Raw genomic sequence first — 16,921 nt, forward strand, 5'->3', positions numbered from 1 at the left:
CGGGGGGAGTTCTCGCGGAGGCGGCGGTGACCTGGCGCGTCCCGCGACGCGCCCCTCCGCCTCCTCACCCGCAGAACCCCGCCCCATCTCCCTCGTCACAACACGATGACGGTCCACCGGGATGCGACGGCTTGCCCCGATATCGGCTCTGGAGAACCAGCAGCCCCCTGGATAACGTCGCTCCGTTGGAGCCACCCCTCGATCCGCCGGGAGCCGACCGTGAACCGCCGCACCATGCCCGTCACCGCCGCGCTGACGATGACCGCTGCCCTGCTCCTGACGGCTTGTGGCGGAGACGGGGAGTCGTCCAAGGACGACGACAAGATCGCCGGCTCCGACCAGGGGGCGGAGAAGCCGGAGAAGTCCGCAGGCCCGTCCGAGGCCTCGGACGACGAGAGGCCGGACGGTGTGGACCTCTCCCTGCCGTCGGACATGAAGCTGGTCTTCGACTGGGACAGGCCGAAGGACAAGGACGAGGCCGCGGCGATGGACGACGCGCGGCACTACGTGCAGTCCATCTACAAGGGAGTCGCCGAGCAGTCGGCGAAGACCCCGGCCGTGGCCGCGTTCGCGACCGACAAGGGTCTCAGTTACGCACGTACCCAGATCCAGAGCCGGGTCGACGCCGGGCTCACCTCGACGGGCACCCGCCGCCATTACCGCGCGCAGACACGCAAGGCACCCAACGGCAACGCGGTCGAGGTCGCGTTCTGTGTGGACTCCAGCAAATTCTTCTCGAAGGAAGTGAAGACGGAGAAGACCCACAAGGGGAATTCCTCCGGAGCGTCCTCGTACGACCACTTCAAAATCGTGATGAACAAGTTCCCGGGGAAGGACGACCTGTGGCGGGCATCGTTCGTGTTCGTGACGGAAAAGGCGAAGCAGTGCGCGTGACCCCGCGGTTCACGGCCGCCTGCCTCACCCTCGCGGTCGCTGTCGGCACCCTCATGACGGGCGGTACAGCGCACGCCGACGAGGACATCGGCAACGGCAAGGGTTCCGCCAAGGCGGACGGCGGCAAGGACACCGGTACGGGCATCTACGCGGCCGCCAAGATCCGGTACTCCGGATCCGTCGCCAAGAGCGGCGGCAGCGGCAACGTGGCTTCCGCAGACGTCAATTGGACGCCCCCTCCCTGCTGGTACGCCCCGATGTACGGCGCCAAGGAATTCAAGAAGAAGATGTCCAAGGAGCTCAAGGAAGCCGCGGGCGCACCTGGGATGGCGGGACACGCGGGGGCGGCCATCAATGAGATGCAGCGGCACTATGAGGATGACTACGGCTGGACCGACACCCCCGGCTACAAGGACTACAACGTCGACAAGGACGGCGAGGGAATGTTCTGGGCCACCGTCGAGAACCCCGACGAGCCGGACATCCTCAAGCGCAGCTCGTGCAGCGACATCCCCTTCTGGGTCGACAACGGCGAACCCCCGCCGGCCCGGTACGAGGAAGCCATCAAGCCGGAGATGCTCGCCGCCCTCGCCTACCAGCACATGGAACTGCCGAAGACCAAGGTCTCCCTCGCCCCCGACGGCACCACCAAGGTGAATCTGCCCACCTGGGCCTGGCTCGACAAGGCCGTCTTCGACGACGTGCGGGCGACGGCCGCCGTCGACGTCCCCGGCTTCCACATCGAGGCGACGACGACCGCCAGGCCCAAGTCGCTCACGCTCGACCCCGGCACCGAGGACGCCACCATGCTGCCCGCCGGCGGGGAATGCCCCATCGTCGACGGCAGGATCGGCGAGCCCTACGCGAAGGGGAAGTCGAAGGAGACCCCTGCCTGCGGAATCGTCTACCGACGTTCGAGCGGAGGCCGGACCCTCCCGCTCAAGGCCGCCCTCACCTGGGAGATCAGCTGGACAGGCACCGGCCAGGCCGATGCGGTCGGCATGCCGGACGGCACGATCGAAGTGGTGCAGGACATCACCGTCGAAGAAGTGCAGTCGATCAACCGATGACCGGGCGGGCCGGACGGACCGGACGGACCGGACGGAAGACATTCACGGACAGGGGAAATCAGGGTGACCGACCTCGGGGTGGACTACGCCTACCTCTACACGATCAAGAAGGACCTCGGCACGGTCCGCAAGGAGTTCAAGGACTGCTCCGGTCACCAGGAGGACCTGCGGGACGAATACGGGTCGCCGTTCGTCGCGGGCGCCATGGACGAATTCACCTCGAACTGGGACGACCACCGCAAGGAACTCCTGACCAGCATCGAGAAGGTCGGCAAGCTGGTCGAGCAGTCGATCGAGAACTTCGAGAAGCTCGACAAGGAACTGGCCGAGGCCAAGAAGCGCAAGAAGAACTAGCGGAACGCGAAGCAGCGGAACGGAATCCGTCTGTGCAGGCCTGAAAGCAAGGGAGAACGCGCGTGGCTGGCCGTCCGGTCGACTGGTCCCCCATCGCCGAGTCAGACCCGACCCCGGGCGACCCGGAGCAGATACGCGGGGAGGCGAAGCGTCTCGCCGACATCGCGGAAACGCTGTCCCGCCAGGTCAAGAAGCTCCGTCAGCTCGGCGACGACGACAACATCAAGGGGAAGTACGCGGAGAGTCTGAAGGAGGAGTCCGACGAGCTCGCCGGGCGCTTCGACAAGACCAAGGGCCGGTACGAAAAAGTCTCCGGCCATCTGCGCACCTGGGCCAGGGAACTGGAACACGCCCAGGGTCTCGCCAAGAAGGCCAGGGACAAGGCACAGGCCGACGAGAAGGACGAGGACGCCGTCAAGGAGGCGAAGGAGGACCTCTTCAAGGCCACCTCGCACTACCGCACCCACGCGTTGACGGCCCGCCGCAACATCCTGGACGCGATCGACGACGCCGTCGAGGACAGCCCCTGGGACGATCTGGTCGGGTGGGCCAAGGAACACGCGGACGGCTTCAAACTGTTTCTCGACGTCCTCAGCTGGGTCGGGACGGCCCTGGCCATCGTCGCGATCTTCGTACCGGGGCTCAATCTTCTGGTGATCGGGCTGGGCGTGGCCGTCGTGCTGGGCCGCATGCTCCTGGTGGCGGCAGGCAAGGCCACCTGGATGGACGTCGCCTTCGACGCCTTCGGGCTGCTCACCATGGGCATGGGCCGGGGCGCCATGGCCGGGCTCAAGGCGGCGAGCAAGACGACGCGCGCCGCGTCCACCGTGCAGCGCGTCACCAAGCTCAAGCAGGGTCTGGCCGGCACCAAGTCGCTGCGCAACCAGCTGGCCAACCGGCTGGCCACCGCGACCGACGACGCGACGAAGGCCGCCGTCCGCCGGGAGATGACCGCCCTGCGCAAGGGCATCGCCGGACGTGCGGGACGGGTCGCCGAGGAGATGCCGCCGCCCGGCAAGTGGTCGACCGTGGCACACCTCGGGGACAGCGAGCTCGCCGCCCTGCGCAAGGGCATCTCCACGAACAAGCGGCTCTTCGGAGAGGGCATCTCGCACGGCGCCAAGGCGGGCGGGAACGCCGCCTACGGCGTCGCCATGGGGTCCGCCTACGCCGGTACGGCCGTCGACTGGGGCGACAAGCTCCTGGGGGACAATGACACGCTGAACGCGGCGAGCGACGGGCTCGGCCTCCCGCACAAGCCCAGCTGGGACGCCTACAACGACTTCAAGGCCGGCCACGGCGTCACGCAGGCACAGTCCGCCTGGTAGAGCCGAGGCCGCCCGTCCGGCGTGACGACGTACAGATCCAGGAGCCGCGCACATGGTGGACAACGGAACAGCCGCAGCAGCCGCCGGCCTCTCCCCCGAGGACGACGCGGTGATCAGGAACGCGCGGATCACGATCGTGACCCCGATCGCCTTTCTGGTCGTGGCCATCATCGGCGGGGTCCTCATCGATTCCGGGGCGCTGCCGAAATCCCTGGCCGGAGTCTTCCGCGTACCGGGGCAGACGCTGCCGCTCCTCGCGGTCGCGCTGCTGACCGCCGGCGTCGTCGTACTGCGTCGGCGGGGCCGCTGGCGCAGGGAGTTCGTTCTCTACTTCGCGGGCGGCGGCCTCGCCCAGCTCGCTCCGCTGCTCCTGCTGATGCACCACCACCCGGTGGTCCTGCTCTGCCCTCTTCTGCCCGGAGCCGTCGCCCTCGCGCACGGCATGCTCGACCGAAGGAGCCGCCGCGATGCCGCCGGCTGACACCAGGAACGCGTTCGGCTACACCCTCGTCATCCCTCCCGGGTGGGCCAGGATCCCGTTGCGGGAGGGCACGGCGGAGGCGGTCAAGGAGATCGTCGACGACGCCGCCGACCGGGTCGCCCGGGAGCTGCCCAGGGACAAGGTGGCGGACGCCCGCCTGGATCTGTACCGGCGGCTGAACTCCTCGGTGAAGGAGGCCCAGCGCCGCGACGGTGTGGATCTGTATCTGCCGGTGGAGCCCATGCACGGGCTGCTCGTCGCCGCGTCCATCGTCGTCGCCAAGCCCGAGGGCGAACTGCGCGAGGGGGTGAGGCGGCAGGAGGTGCTGACGCAACTGCTCGCCGGCTCGGAGGACTCCGAACCCGTGGAGCTCGACGGTTCGGCCGGGGCGCGCAAGGAGCGCACGATGCCGGCCGATCCGGAGAGGGGCGCCGACACTGCGTCGAGGCACGTCGACTACGTCGTGCCGGTGCCGTCGGCCGCCGGCGACGCCGGCTGGATCGTCGTCAGCTTCACCGCACTCGGTGACGGCAACCCCGAGAGCGACTTCACCGAGCTCCTCGTCGAACTCTTCGACGCCGTCATGACCACGTTCCGCTGGAGGACCGAGTGAACGTCGCCTTCTCCCTCGACACGGACAGCGACGCCACGGTCTGGCCCGCCATGCCGATCCTCGGCGACGGGTGGCGTGCGGCCCGCGAGCGCAAGAAGTGGGCGCGGCGCACCGCGGAGCTGCTCTGGGCGCTCGTCGATGACGAGGAGGTCGACGACAAGCAGGTCAAGATGCTCGCCTTCGAGCTCGACTCGGCCGCCGAGCTGATCCCCAAGACCGTTCCGGCGCACCAGATCTTCCTCTACGTCCCCGACCCGCGACGCGAGTTCCTGACCTTCCTGGTGCACGCGGGGCCGAGCGAGGGCGACGTCGACGCGACCTTGGACGAGCTCGTCCAGAAGAACGAGCCGGGCGCCGTACAGGACCCCGAGGTCATCGACTTCGACACCGAACGCCTGGGCCGCGGCAAGCGATCGATCCGCTACTTCGTGGCGGCGAAGGCCGAGGCGATGTGCTGCTCGGTGAATTACGCGTGGCGTCTGGAGTCCCTCGGCATCGACGTCATCGTACGGACGCTCGGCGAGGACATCGGATGGGTCACGTCGAACATCGACGAGTTCGACGACTTCGCCCGGAGTCTGTTCATCAACGTGGAACGGTGAGACGTGGATCGAGGGTGGGGCCCGGCGGCGGACTGACGAGGGCGGGCGACCACGGCTCCGGGGCGGACTGAGGCGGGCGGGGCCGATCACCGCTCTGCGGCGCCCGGCCCGGGGGGCTCTGCCGGCCCCGCGCAACGCTGCATCAGCGAAGTCCTGCGGGAGCGTCCGCAGCTTCCGGTCATGCTGCCGTGGACCGGCGCTGCCCCGAAAGTCCGGATCGCGGAACCGTTGGCCCACGCCTGCCCGGGCGAGTTCAGGACTTTTTCCGTCCGCCTCTCCCTGATCCGGGCCCTTTCTCCCGTTTCGGGAGCCGGATCTGCCTGGATATACCTGGAAGGCCACCGATAGCGTCGGAACGCTTTGCATGTCCGTCGCCTCTGGGAGCCCGTCGTGAACCGTCGCCCTTTGCCCGTTGCTGCCGCACTCGCCGTGGTCGCGGCGCTGTCCCTGACGTCGTGCTCCGACGGCTCCGACGGGGGCGAGAAGATCGAGGGAGCTGAGCAGGGCCACGCCGACAGCACCCCCGAGCCGAAGACATCGGCCGGCTCATCGGCCGAGGTCGCCGACTTCGGCCTGCCCAGCGACATCAAGGTCGACATCTCGCTCGACAAGACCGGCGACAAGGCCAAGGACGCGATCCTGCGGGCCCAGTCGGAAGTACTGATGGCGCGGCAGCGCGTCCTGGTGGACCTCGACCCCAAGTCCACCTTCCTCACGACGTACTTCAGCGGCAAGGCCAAGGCGTTCTACACGCAGCAGCTGCAGAAGGCGAAGAAGCGGGGGAAGACCATTTCCGGGACGTACCGCTACTACGACCGCAAGGTCACCCAGCACACTTCGGATCTGGCATACGTCTCCTACTGCGAGGACCAGACGAAGGCCTTTCCCAAGGACATCAAGACCAAGAAGGTCGAGCCCACGACGCCGACACCGAACGACTACACGCGCTACGACACGATCCTCCGGAAGGCGCCCGGCGGCGTATGGCAGCTCCAGGAGCTCAGCGGCCGGTCCGATGCCAAGGAGTGCCAGTGACGGACGCGCGGAACCGTCTGGTCGCCGCCTCCTGCGGCGCGGCCCTCCTGTCCTTGCTGGCCGTCCAGCCCGCGGCGGCGGGAGACGGGCTCGACAAGGCACCGACGGGGAGCACGGAACAAGGGGGCGGCTCCGGTGATGGTTCAGTGTCGGCCCAGGTCCAGTTCGAAACGAACTTCGTGGAGAAGAAGGGGGCGGACTACATCCAGCCGACCGACTCCTCTTGGCAGCCTCCGGTGTGCTGGACCCAGCCGAAATTCACCCCGGAACAGTACAAGGAGTACCTGAAGAAGACGGCTCCGGTAGACCCGTCGACGGGTAAGAAACTCGAGAACTGGGACAAGGGGAAGGACTTCCACGAGGAGGACGACGGCGCGTGGTGGTATCGCACGTACGCCGTAAGCCAGTTGAAGTCGGGCAAACTGCGGCCCGGCGACCTCGATCACTGCAATGCGATTCCGGGGGTGCAGTGGGTGGAGAAGGGCAAGCCCAAGCCTCCGGACGCCATATCGCCCGAGGACTTGGCCGGCCTCGCCTTCGCGGAGACGAAGCTCCCCGCCCCTCCGGTCACCCTTCGTCCCGGCGCCGACAGCCAGCTCGTGAACCTCGGTACCCACGTGAAGTTCGAAGCGCCCCTGGAACCGGTCTGGGTGACGGCGCGCTTCCACCACTTCGGCATCGACATCGCCGCGACGACCGTCGCGACCCCCGTGGGCCTTCGCGTGGACGCCGGCACAGGATTCGCCGATCCGCAGACCTGCGACTACGACCTGGCCAAGGCCAAGGGTGGCTACCGGGTGGACACTTCCGAGTCCGGCTGCAACATCGCTTACCAGAAGTCGTCCGGTGACGGCACTTACCCTCTGCAGGCGCAGATCACCTGGAAGGTGACGTGGACCGACTCGGCCGATCCCGCGGGCCCTCCCCGGCAGCCGAAGCTCCCTGACGGCCTGTCGACGTTCCAACAGGATGTCACCGTCAAGGAAGTGCAAGCCGTCAACCGATGACCGTTCCCGACAGCCGGGAACCTGCTTACGACCGAAACGACGTTGCTGCGAAGCCCTCGGCACGAGGGCCGGGCCGTCCGTCAGAAGCGTCGAAGCGGTATGCCCTCCAGGGTCTGGAGCGCGTCCCGTCCCGGAGCGCCTCGGGTCCCGCGAGGTAGCGTCGGCCACCCCACTGTCCCCCCCCCCTCGCGGCCACCTTCCCTCCGGACGCCGACGAACTCGACCTGCCCGGGACTCGACCTGCCCGGAAAGAGAAGGTTCCGACCGGGCGGACGGCGGCAGGGCGTGTCCTACTCCACCCACCCCAAGGAGCCCGCCATCGCGTCGCAGAGCCGTTCCATCGGGCCCGCCATCCCGATGAGCGGTGCCGCGAAGGAGAGCACCAGGTAGCCGACGCCTCCCGGCATATGGACGTGGAAGTCCAGGCTCGTGGGCCCGAGGACGCGGACGGCGGGGCCCGCCGGGAGGTCCGCCACCGTGACCTCCCGGCGGCGGTCTCCCTCCTCCGGCTCCCGCAGCTCCAGCCACGCCGCGTACTTGTGCGGATCCGCGGGCGTCTCCCCCAGCGGCATCAGCGACACGAGCAGGGACGCGGGCATGCCGCCGTCCCGTGATGTCGACAGCAGGTAGAACTCCATGGCTCCGCGCGCCAAGGCCGTCTCCGCCGTGTTGCGCAGCGTGGACCAGACCTTCCGCGTGAGGTCCGCGGAGACCGGCCTCCCCTCCGCCTGCAGGTCCACGAAGGTCTTGAGCTGGCTCCGCCACCGGTCCTGGGTGAGATCGACACGGAACCAGTCCCGCGGGACCAGCAGCCGGTAGTCGCTGGGAGCGGCTGACCGGGACGCGGGCCCGGGCGGGGGCGGGGGCGACACGTCGGGCTCGGGCGTCTTCGTCACCCCGGCATCACCACAGGAGCCTGCTGATCGTCGAAGAACCGCACGCTCTTCACGACGCCCGCGAACATGGCGGAGAAGGTGTCCCAGCCCTCGGGGGTCGGGGTCCCCATCTCCAGTACCAGGGCGGTCCCGTTGCGCACGGGAATCCGGACCTGGATGAACGACGTGGTGATGGGCTCGGGCTGCCCGGACTGCGTGAGGCCACCGTCCACCATCGCCGTGCGGCTGCCGACGCACGTCACCGCCGGGCCGCAGGGCAGCGCCACCTCGTCGACCTCACCGACGTCGAGGTGGCGCAGCGTGGTGGCGATGAACCCGGCGGGGTTGCGGCCCGCCCTCTCGTCCAGGTCGGTCATGCTGACGTTGACCGTGGCGGTGCAGCGGACCCCGTCGACCTCGGTCGTGACGAAGCCCGCGTACTGCACCCCCGCCTCGATGAACTCGTCGTAGTTCAGCGCGCACATGACAGCCCACTGGACGTGTACTTCCTCGTCCGCGCCGGGCAGCGAGGTCCGGGCGAACTCGAGGAGTTGGTCGGCCAGTTCGTCCAAGTCCTCGGCCTCGAAGGGCAGCTCGAGGAAACCTTCGGGCATGACCCAGCGGACCTCGAGGCCGTCGTCCCCGGTCAGGCTCCGGTGGTCCGCCCCACCCTCATCGTCCGGCCGCCGCTCGGCCACCGTCGTCTGCGCGGCCACCGTCGCCTGCTCGGCCTCCGTCACCTGTTCCGCCACCGTTGTCCGCTGCTCGGCCACGGTCGTTTCCTCCACCATCAGGCAGCCAGTGCCGCGTTGAACGGCTTCGGTGAGGGGCGGGGCGAGGGAGACGGCGTGGGCGTGACCGCCGGCTTCTTGGGCGGCTCCTGGTATCCGGTCCGCTCTCCGTTCTCGCCGTGGATCATCCTGTTCAGAGCGCTCGCGAGCCCGCCGCCCTTGATGGCCGCCGTGATCTTCTTGCCGTCGAGGAGTTCCTTGCGCGCGGTGCGCCCCAGGATCTTGTTGGCCGTCTTGACCGCGACACCGTTCAGGAAGTTGTGGCCGACGCCGTCCAGCGCGCGCAGGCCGCTGAACCGGACGGCCTTGAGCTTGGAGAGCCCCTTGAGGCCCTTGACCAGCTTGAAGCCCTTCAGGGCGCCGAGTCCGGGCAGCACGCCCAGCAGGTCGGCCCCGAGCTTCATGAAGTCGAGCTTTCCACCGCGCGCGATCATGTCGTACGCGTGTCCCGCCAGCGCCGCGGCACTCGCGAGCACCGCGAGCGTCGCGAAGATCGGCACAAGGAACTGCAAGGGCGGAACAAAGGCGCAGATGACGGCGAGAACGGACAGAACAGCCGATATGTTCGACAGCGCGTCCGCCCAGTCCGCGAGGAAATTCATGAACCCGCCGGGGTCGCGCACATCGTCGTGATGCACGACGTTCTTGATGTGCTTGGCGGCCTTGTCCCCCGCGTCGTCGTAGATCTCCCGGGCGTCGCTCACCATCTTCCGCGCGCCGCCGATGCGACGCAGGGACTCGGCTTCCTTCTTGACCCAGCGGTCGTACTCTTCCCTGTCCTTCGCGGGAATGTTGTTCATGGGGTATTTGTCGGTGAACTTCTTGACCTCGCGTTCGGCGATGTCATGATCGGCCTTGGCCTCGCGGTAATCGCTGAGCGCCTTGTCCGCCTTCCGCTGCGCCCTGCGCATCTCGCCGGCGAACTCGTCCGAGCTGCCCTCGCGGACGTGCTCGCCGATGGCCTTGGCGGCCTCGTCGTACCGCTCGTACGACTTCTTGAGCTTGTCCGCGGTACCGCCCGCCATCTCGTGGAAGCCCCGGCCCGCCTCGCTGTCCCAGCCATCCACCGAGGCCAGGGCCTTGATGACGCGCGACTGCTCGTCGATCATGTCGGCCATCTTGCGCAGCTTCCGGCCGAGTTCGGCCACCTCCTCCGGATCGCCCGGAGTGGGGTCGTCATGCCACAGTGGTGGCCAATCACTGTCCGTCCTGCTCATTTCTTCCCCTTGCCCTTCGCCTTGGCGCCGCGTATCGCCTCGGCCAACTCATGATCGATCTTGTCGTACGTCTTGGCGGCGGTCGAGGTGAACTCGGCGAGCTTCTCCAGCTCCTTCATGAGCTTCTTCCTGGTTTTCTTCCAGGTGTCGTCGAATTCCGAGAACGCGTCTTTGAGGCCGCCGTGCCCCACGGCGTCCCCGTACTCGTCGGCCGGATTCGCGTGCCGCTCGAACTCGCCGTGGATCCTGCCGAGATCGCGCGAACACTTCTTGATGGCGGCCAGATCCGCCTTGGTGTGGTCTCCCACGGGCAACTCCCCCGTTCTGACATATCCGGTCAAGCCCCCGACAAAGGCGCCCGTACCGACTGAATGCTTCCTGCCGGGCGCCGCCTGCCACCCGATACCCTCTCGATCACAGCCCGTCCCGTCCCGAAAAGGAGATTGCCGACGTGACGTCCAGGGCCAACCAACGCATGATCGCCGATCGCCTCGGCATCCGGGCCGAGGCGGCCGGATGGTGCACGATCGACAAGATCCCCGAACCACCGGCAGAAGTACTCCACGCGGCGGGCGACCCGCGACTGCGCCCGGCGACCATGCCGCCGCTGGGCATGCTCGGCACGGCCTTCGGCGTGCTGGGGATCCCGTTCGTCATGCTGCTGACCCTGCTGGACAAGGCCCGAGAGGCGACCGAGCAGGTGTCCGGCAACACGCGGGAAGACAAGCGCCGGGCGCGCGACGACGAAGCGCGCCGGCAGGCCCTCGTCGCCGAGCAGGGGCTCGACCGCGTCTTCGACGGCGACTGGACCGGTGAAGCGGGACAGTTCCTGCTGCGCTGGTACGGACATTCCACCCACCATCAGCGTTTCGTCGTCGCGACCGAGAGCGAGATCGTCCTGGCGGCCCCGCCCAAGAGGGTCTCGGTGGGACGCGAGAAGCACATGCGGATCGTGGCCCGACTGGCCGCCGGAGCCGACGGGTCCGCCGCGGAAGCCGCCCTCGTCGACCCGTTCCAGGGCGAGTTCAGGACCCAGCTGCTGCTGCTGACCTTCCGCGACGGAAGCTGGCTCCGGCTGACGACGGAGGAGTTCCGCAGCGAGCTCCACATGCACGCGATCCGCTCGCCCGGACAGCCTCCGGCCGGCAACTGACGTGCCCTACGCGGCCGTTGCGATCCTCGCCCCGATGTGGGGCAGGTCGGCGACGGCCCGCAGGGGGCGGGAGACAGGAGGGCTGGCGCCTCTCGTTGCCCCGCCCCCGGGAACGGCCGCTGCGCCTACTTCCGCGCAGCCTTCCCCAGCTCGTCGTCGATCTGCTCGAACTTGTCCGCGGCGTTGGTCAGGTAGTCGCCCATGCCGTCCAGGCCCTCGAGCGTCTTCTTCGCACCCTCGACGAACTCGTCGAAGTTCTCGTCGAACGCCTTCGACGCGCTCTTCGTGACGAAGCCGGTCTCGACCAGGTTCTTGATGTACTTCTTCAGGCCGTCCAGCTTCTCGTTGAGCTTGTCCTTCTCCTTGACCACGTGCTTGGCCGCGTCACGCATCTCCTGATATGTGACATCAAGGTCCTTGTTGCCAGCCATGAGGCTTTCTCCCAATCAACTCGCCGCAGGGCCAACCCCCGTGGCACCCGTAACGCGGATGGTGTGATCTTCCGCTCTTGCGCCAGCAGCTTACGGGTGGGACCGGTGGGATCCCAGTCGGGTTCAGTCACAGCTCTGCTATGAGCGAGTGCGAAGCCGGACCTGTCCGGGTGCGGGCGGTTCCGTGACGCGGACGGGGGCGGTCGGGCGATGAGGGGCGGGCCCGGGGCGTTGCCTGTGGGAAGGGGGGAGCAGATATCGTCAGGCCCATTGTTCAGCTCCGGGGAGGACGATCGTGCGCCTGACTCTGACCGTCGTCGATCCGTTCGGCGGGGGCTCCGCCGACGTGGTTCTCGACGCCGATCCCGAGTCCACCGTGCGGGACATCGCGGTGGAACTGGCCCGGCAGGTCGGCCACAGCGGGGCGCAGATCATTCCCATCGGCCACCGCCAGCAGGCGCAGCCGCACCAGGTGCCGGGCGGCGGGGCGCCCATGATCTACGTCGACGGGTACGCCGTCGACCCCGCCGCCACCGTCGTCACCTCGCCGCTGCGCGACGGCGCCGTCGTCAGTCTCGACGATCCGGCCGGCTGTCTGCCCGGTGAGCCCTCCGGCCTCGTCGAGCTGCGCGTGGCGAGCGGTGCCGCCGCGGGCGCCGTGCACCGGCTCGGCATCGGACGGTACGACATCGGCAGCGGGCCCGCCGCGTACCTCCGCGTCGACGATCCGGAGATGCCCGCCCGCGCCCTGACGCTGTCCGTCGCGACCGACGGCACCTGCCAGGCCACCCTGCACGGCGAGGAGAAGGACAAGGAGGGCGTCACCCTCGACGGGGAGCCCTTCGGCGTGGAGAAGGAGGAGCCCGAGCCGGCCGGTGCGGTGCCGCCCGAGGGCGAGTCCAAGAAGGACCGGAAGGCGCGGGAGAAGCGCGAGAAGCAGGAGAAGCGGGAGTGGAAGGAGGCACGGGCCAGGGCCCGGGCCGCCCAGGGCCGGCGCGACACCGTGCCGTGGCCGCTCGGCGCGCAGATCGCCCTCGGCAACACCCTGCTCGAACTCGTCCGCTACACGCCGCCGAACGCCGCCCTGAAGTGGTCCGAGGACGGGGCGGGCCTCGACTACAACCGGCCCCCCAGGCTGCGCCCGCCCGAGCGGCAGACCCACTTCAAGCTGCCCAGCCCGCCCCGGGAGTACGAGGCACGTCCGCTGCCGTGGCTGATGGCGCTCTTCCCGCTGGTCGGCGCGGTCGTCGCGGCGATGATCTTCAATCGCTGGTACTACCTGATCATGGCGGGGCTCAGCCCCATCATGCTGTTCGGCAACTACTTCATGGACAAGAAGCACGGGCGCAAGTCCCATGCGAAGCAGGTCAAGGAGTACAAGGAGCACAAGGCGCGGATCGAGAAGGACGCGCAGGACGCGCTGGTCGCCGAGCGGCTCGACCGGCGCGGCGCCGTCCCCGACCCGGCGGCCGTCCTCGCCCTCGGCACCGGCCCCCGTACACGGCTGTGGGAGCGGCGGCGCACCGACGCCGACCATCTGCTGATCCGGTTCGGCACCGGGCGGCTGCCCTCCGAGGTCGTCCTCGACGACCCGGAGAAGGACGAGCACCGGCGCCAGGTGACCTGGCAGATCGAGGACGCGCCGGTCGCGCTGCCGCTGAAGGGCCTCGGGGTGATCGGCATAGCCGGGCCCGGCGACTCGGCGACGGCGCTGGGGCGTTGGGCCGTGGCCCAGACCGCGACGCTGCACAGCCCGATGGACGTGCAGTTCTACGTGCTGACCGAGAACACCTCGCGGGAGAGCTGGGACTGGATGCGGTGGCTGCCGCACGCCAAGCCCTCCGGCGGCCAGGACATCAACCTGCTGATCGGCACCGACGCCGAGACCGTCGGCGCCCGCATCGGTGAGCTGACGCAGATCCTCGACGCGCGCGTGAAGGCCGCCGAGCAGAACAAGAGCCAGGGCGCCACCTTCTCCGACCCCGACATCGTCGTGGTGTGGGACGGTTCGCGGCGGCTGCGGTCCCTGCCGGGTGTCGTACGGCTGCTGCGCGAGGGCCCGGCCGTGCACATGTACGCGCTCTGCCTGGACACCGAGGAGCGGTTCCTGCCCGGCGAGTGCCTGGCGTTCGTGGTCGCCGAGCCGAAGCCCGACCCACTGGCCCACGCCGTCGGCCCCGCCGGCGGCCCGGCCCACCAGGGCGCCCCGCACGCGCCCGTGCCGCCCCAGCAGGCCCCCGGCGGCTTCCCCTCCTTCCAGGCCTGGCACACCACCGCGCCCGAGGCCCGGCAGACCGCCGCCGCACCGGAGTTGCGGCTGCGCGTGGAGATGTCGGGGGCGGAGCGGCTGAGCGACGTGCGGCCCGACTTCGTGACCCCCGCCTGGTGTCTGCGGCTGGCCCGCGCCGTCTCGCCGCTGCGCGACATCAGCGGGGAGACCGAGGACTCCGCGCTGCCCGGGTCGAGCCGGCTCCTGGACGTGCTGCAGCTGGAGCCACCGACGGCCGGCGCGATCACCGCGCGCTGGCAGGCGGGCGGGCAGTCGACGATGGCCGTCATCGGTGAGTCGTACGACGGGCCGTTCGGCATCGACATGCGCAAGGACGGGCCGCACGGTCTGATCGCGGGTACGACCGGTTCCGGTAAGTCGGAGCTGCTGCAGACGATCGTGGCCGCGCTCGCCGTGGCCAATACGCCGGAGAACATGACGTTCGTCCTCGTCGACTACAAGGGCGGGTCCGCGTTCAAGGACTGTGTGAAGCTGCCGCACACCGTCGGCATGGTCACCGACCTCGACGCGCACCTCGTCGAGCGCGCCCTGGAGTCGCTCGGCGCCGAGCTCAAGCGGCGCGAGCACATCCTCGCCGACGCCGACGCCAAGGACATCGAGGACTACCAGGACCTGGTGCGGCGCGATCCGTCGCACGCGCCGGTGCCCCGACTCCTCATCGTCATCGACGAGTTCGCCTCCATGGTGCGCGACCTGCCCGACTTCGTGACCGGTCTGGTGAACATCGCGCAGCGCGGCCGTTCGCTCGGCATCCACCTGCTGCTCGCCACCCAGCGGCCGAGCGGTGTGGTCTCCCCGGAGATCCGCGCCAACACCAACCTCCGCATCGCGCTGCGCGTCACCGACGGCGGCGAGTCCACCGACGTCATCGACTCCCCCGAGGCCGGGCACATCTCCAAGAACACCCCCGGACGCGCGTACGTGCGGCTCGGGCACGCCTCCCTCGTGCCGTTCCAGTCGGGGCGCGTCGGTGGCCGCAGGCCCGGCGCCGCCGACCCGACGGTGCTCGCCCCCTGGGTCGACACCCTCGACTGGTCCGCGCTCGGCCGCGCCTCGCTGGTGAAGCCGAAGGCCGAGGCCCGCGAGGAGGAGGAGATCACCGACCTGAAGGTGCTGGTCGACGAGGTCATCGAGGCCAACCGGACGCTCGGCATCCCCGCCCAGCACAGCCCGTGGCTGCCCGCGCTCGGCGAGACGGTGCTGCTCGACGAGATCCCGGCGCCCGCACCGCGCACGGCACCCGGCGCGCTCACGCCCGCCGCGTACGGCGTCGAGGACCTGCCCGCCGACCAGGCGCGCCGCCCGGTCGTCGTGGACTTCGCGAGCTTCGGCCACCTGATGATCGGCGGCGCCCCGCGCTCCGGCCGCTCGCAGGTGCTGCGGACCATCGCGGGCTCGCTCGCGCGCACGCACTCCTGCGCCGACGTCCACATGTACGGCATCGACTGCGGCAACGGCGCGCTGAACGCGCTGACCCGGCTGCCGCACTGCGGTGCCGTCGTCGGCCGCAACCAGACCGAGCGCGTCGTGCGGCTCATCAACCGCCTCAAGGCCGAACTCACCCGCCGCCAGGACCTGTTGGCGGACAAGGGGTACGCGGACATCGGCGAGCAGCGGACCGACGCGCCCGAGGACGAGCGGCTGCCGCACCTCGTCGTGCTCCTCGACCGCTGGGAGGGCTGGCTGCCCACGCTCGGCGAGATCGACCACGGTTCACTGACGGACGAGGTCACCACGATCATGCGGGAGGGCGCGAGCGTCGGCATCCACATGATCCTCACCGGTGACCGGCAGCTCCTGGTGGGCCGCATCTCCTCCCTCACCGAGGACAAGTACGGCCTGCGGCTCGCGGACCGCTCCGACTTCTCGATGCTCGGCATCCCGGCCCGCAAGGTGCCCGAGGAGATCGCGCCGGGCCGCGCCTTCCGCAACGAGTCGGGCACCGAGACGCAGTTCGCGCTGCTCTCGGAGGACTCCACGGGCCAGGGGCAGGCCGCGGCGATCGCCGCGATCGGCGAGCGGGCCGCCGCGCGCGACGCCGACGTGCCGCGCCACCGCCGCCCGTTCCGCGTCGACACGCTGCCGAGCCGCATCGGCTTCGAGGAGGCGTGGGAGCTGCGCGACCCGGAGGCCTCGCGGTCCCGGCTGTGGGCGCTGGTCGGCATCGGCGGCGACGAGGTCATGGGCCACGGCCCCGACCTGGCGCAGGGCGTGCCGGCGTTCGTCATCGCGGGTCCGGCCAAGTCGGGCCGCTCGACGGTCCTGATGAACATGGCGCGCTCGTTCCGCGCGCAGGGCGTACGCCTCGTCGTGGCCGCCCCCCGCCTGTCACCGCTGCGCGAACTGGAGGGCGCCGAGGGCGTGTTGAAGGTGTTCACCGGCGACGACATCGACGAGGACGAGTTCGAGGAGCTCCTCGAGGAGGCGGACGCGTCCCGCGAGGACCCGGTCGTCGTCCTCATCGACGACGCGGAGATGCTGGAGGACGCGGACGCGGCGAGCCACTTCAAGCGGATCATCCAGCGCGGCGCCGAGCAGGGCCTCGCGCTGGTCCTCGCCGGTGACGAGGAGGACGTCTGCAGCGGCTTCTCCGGCTGGCAGGTCGACGCGAAGAAGGGCCGCCGGGGCATCCTGCTGTCGCCGCAGGACAGTTCCAGCGGCGACCTGATCGGCCTGCGGATCTCCCGCAGCCTGATCGGCGGCCCGATCGCCCCGGGCAAGGGCATGCTGCACCTGGGCAACGGCGAACTCGCCACGGTCACCACTCCGTTGTAGGGCGG

16 protein-coding genes are annotated in these 16,921 nt (G+C 69.4%); 11 read left to right on the top strand and 5 right to left on the bottom strand.

Translation table 11 applies throughout. From position 1 onward, the window contains the following. Positions 1-219: 219 nt before the first annotated feature. From ACZ6B8_RS05970 to ACZ6B8_RS06010, 9 genes are all read left to right on the top strand, one after another. Positions 220-894: a hypothetical protein gene (locus ACZ6B8_RS05970; RefSeq protein ID WP_471084256.1), complete on the top strand. Its 675-nt coding sequence runs from the start codon at positions 220-222 to the stop codon at positions 892-894. A gap of 53 nt (positions 895-947) precedes the next feature. Next, a complete protein-coding gene (locus ACZ6B8_RS05975; protein WP_471606478.1) occupies positions 948-1,964 on the top strand; it encodes a hypothetical protein in 1,017 nt (338 codons plus the stop codon). 63 nt (positions 1,965-2,027) lie between these two features. Continuing rightward, positions 2,028-2,318 carry a hypothetical protein gene (locus tag ACZ6B8_RS05980; protein ID WP_471084253.1) on the top strand — a complete coding sequence of 97 codons (291 nt, stop codon included), beginning with the start codon at positions 2,028-2,030 and terminating at the stop codon, positions 2,316-2,318. Positions 2,319-2,380: 62 nt separating this feature from the next. Then, positions 2,381-3,646, top strand: a complete 1,266-nt coding sequence (locus tag ACZ6B8_RS05985; RefSeq protein WP_471084250.1) for a putative T7SS-secreted protein — start codon at positions 2,381-2,383, stop codon at positions 3,644-3,646. A 52-nt stretch (positions 3,647-3,698) separates the two neighbouring features. Further along, entirely contained in the window at positions 3,699-4,127 is a 429-nt protein-coding gene (locus ACZ6B8_RS05990) for a hypothetical protein (RefSeq protein ID WP_471084247.1), read from the top strand. Next, positions 4,114-4,740, top strand: coding sequence for a hypothetical protein (locus ACZ6B8_RS05995; protein WP_471084244.1), 627 nt, complete (start codon positions 4,114-4,116; stop codon positions 4,738-4,740). The genes ACZ6B8_RS05990 and ACZ6B8_RS05995 overlap by 14 nt, the downstream gene beginning before the upstream one ends. Then, positions 4,737-5,342, top strand: coding sequence for a hypothetical protein (locus ACZ6B8_RS06000; RefSeq protein WP_471606388.1), 606 nt, complete (start codon positions 4,737-4,739; stop codon positions 5,340-5,342). The genes ACZ6B8_RS05995 and ACZ6B8_RS06000 overlap by 4 nt, the downstream gene beginning before the upstream one ends. Before the next feature lie 390 nt (positions 5,343-5,732). Next, positions 5,733-6,377: a hypothetical protein gene (locus ACZ6B8_RS06005; protein WP_471084238.1), complete on the top strand. Its 645-nt coding sequence runs from the start codon at positions 5,733-5,735 to the stop codon at positions 6,375-6,377. Continuing rightward, on the top strand, positions 6,374-7,384 hold the full coding sequence (locus tag ACZ6B8_RS06010; protein ID WP_471606389.1) for a hypothetical protein: 1,011 nt from the start codon (positions 6,374-6,376) through the stop codon (positions 7,382-7,384). Before ACZ6B8_RS06005 ends, ACZ6B8_RS06010 begins: the two co-directional genes overlap by 4 nt. Positions 7,385-7,674: 290 nt before the next feature. Here ACZ6B8_RS06010 and ACZ6B8_RS06015 read toward each other — a convergent pair whose 3' ends face one another. The 4 genes from ACZ6B8_RS06015 to ACZ6B8_RS06030 are packed head-to-tail and all read right to left on the bottom strand — an operon-like array spanning position 7,675 to position 10,575. Continuing rightward, a complete protein-coding gene (locus ACZ6B8_RS06015) occupies positions 7,675-8,280 on the bottom strand; it encodes a hypothetical protein (RefSeq protein ID WP_471606390.1) in 606 nt (201 codons plus the stop codon). Beyond that, positions 8,277-9,032: a hypothetical protein gene (locus ACZ6B8_RS06020; RefSeq protein WP_471606391.1), complete on the bottom strand. Its 756-nt coding sequence runs from the start codon at positions 9,030-9,032 to the stop codon at positions 8,277-8,279. The genes ACZ6B8_RS06015 and ACZ6B8_RS06020 overlap by 4 nt, the downstream gene beginning before the upstream one ends. A gap of 17 nt (positions 9,033-9,049) precedes the next feature. Then, complete coding sequence (locus ACZ6B8_RS06025) at positions 9,050-10,267, bottom strand: putative T7SS-secreted protein (RefSeq protein ID WP_471084226.1); 1,218 nt, start codon at positions 10,265-10,267, stop codon at positions 9,050-9,052. Further along, entirely contained in the window at positions 10,264-10,575 is a 312-nt protein-coding gene (locus ACZ6B8_RS06030; RefSeq protein WP_471606392.1) for a type VII secretion target, read from the bottom strand. Before ACZ6B8_RS06030 ends, ACZ6B8_RS06025 begins: the two co-directional genes overlap by 4 nt. A gap of 143 nt (positions 10,576-10,718) precedes the next feature. Here ACZ6B8_RS06030 and ACZ6B8_RS06035 point away from each other — a divergent pair, with 143 nt between their 5' ends. Further along, positions 10,719-11,420 (top strand): hypothetical protein, encoded by a 702-nt coding sequence (locus tag ACZ6B8_RS06035; RefSeq protein WP_471606393.1) that lies wholly within the window; start codon positions 10,719-10,721, stop codon positions 11,418-11,420. Between the two features lie 125 nt (positions 11,421-11,545). Here the strand turns inward: ACZ6B8_RS06035 and ACZ6B8_RS06040 are convergent, their stop codons facing one another. Further along, a complete protein-coding gene (locus tag ACZ6B8_RS06040) occupies positions 11,546-11,851 on the bottom strand; it encodes a WXG100 family type VII secretion target (protein ID WP_355804085.1) in 306 nt (101 codons plus the stop codon). Positions 11,852-12,146: 295 nt separating this feature from the next. Here ACZ6B8_RS06040 and ACZ6B8_RS06045 point away from each other — a divergent pair, with 295 nt between their 5' ends. Next, positions 12,147-16,916 carry an FtsK/SpoIIIE domain-containing protein gene (locus ACZ6B8_RS06045; protein WP_471606394.1) on the top strand — a complete coding sequence of 1,590 codons (4,770 nt, stop codon included), beginning with the start codon at positions 12,147-12,149 and terminating at the stop codon, positions 16,914-16,916. Positions 16,917-16,921: the final 5 nt, after the last annotated feature.

Source organism: Streptomyces sp. NPDC041122 (genome assembly GCF_055592445.1).

What these genes read in the sequence shown, in the direction of transcription:
- ACZ6B8_RS05975 (WP_471606478.1), top strand. Translation starts at nt 948, where the DNA reads ATGACGGGCGGTACAGCGCACGCCGACGAGGACATCGGCAACGGCAAG.
- ACZ6B8_RS05990 (WP_471084247.1), top strand. Translation starts at nt 3,699, where the DNA reads ATGGTGGACAACGGAACAGCCGCAGCAGCCGCCGGCCTCTCCCCCGAG.
- ACZ6B8_RS05995 (WP_471084244.1), top strand. Translation starts at nt 4,114, where the DNA reads ATGCCGCCGGCTGACACCAGGAACGCGTTCGGCTACACCCTCGTCATC.
- ACZ6B8_RS06025 (WP_471084226.1), bottom strand. Translation starts at nt 10,267, where the DNA reads ATGAGCAGGACGGACAGTGATTGGCCACCACTGTGGCATGACGACCCC.
- ACZ6B8_RS06040 (WP_355804085.1), bottom strand. Translation starts at nt 11,851, where the DNA reads ATGGCTGGCAACAAGGACCTTGATGTCACATATCAGGAGATGCGTGAC.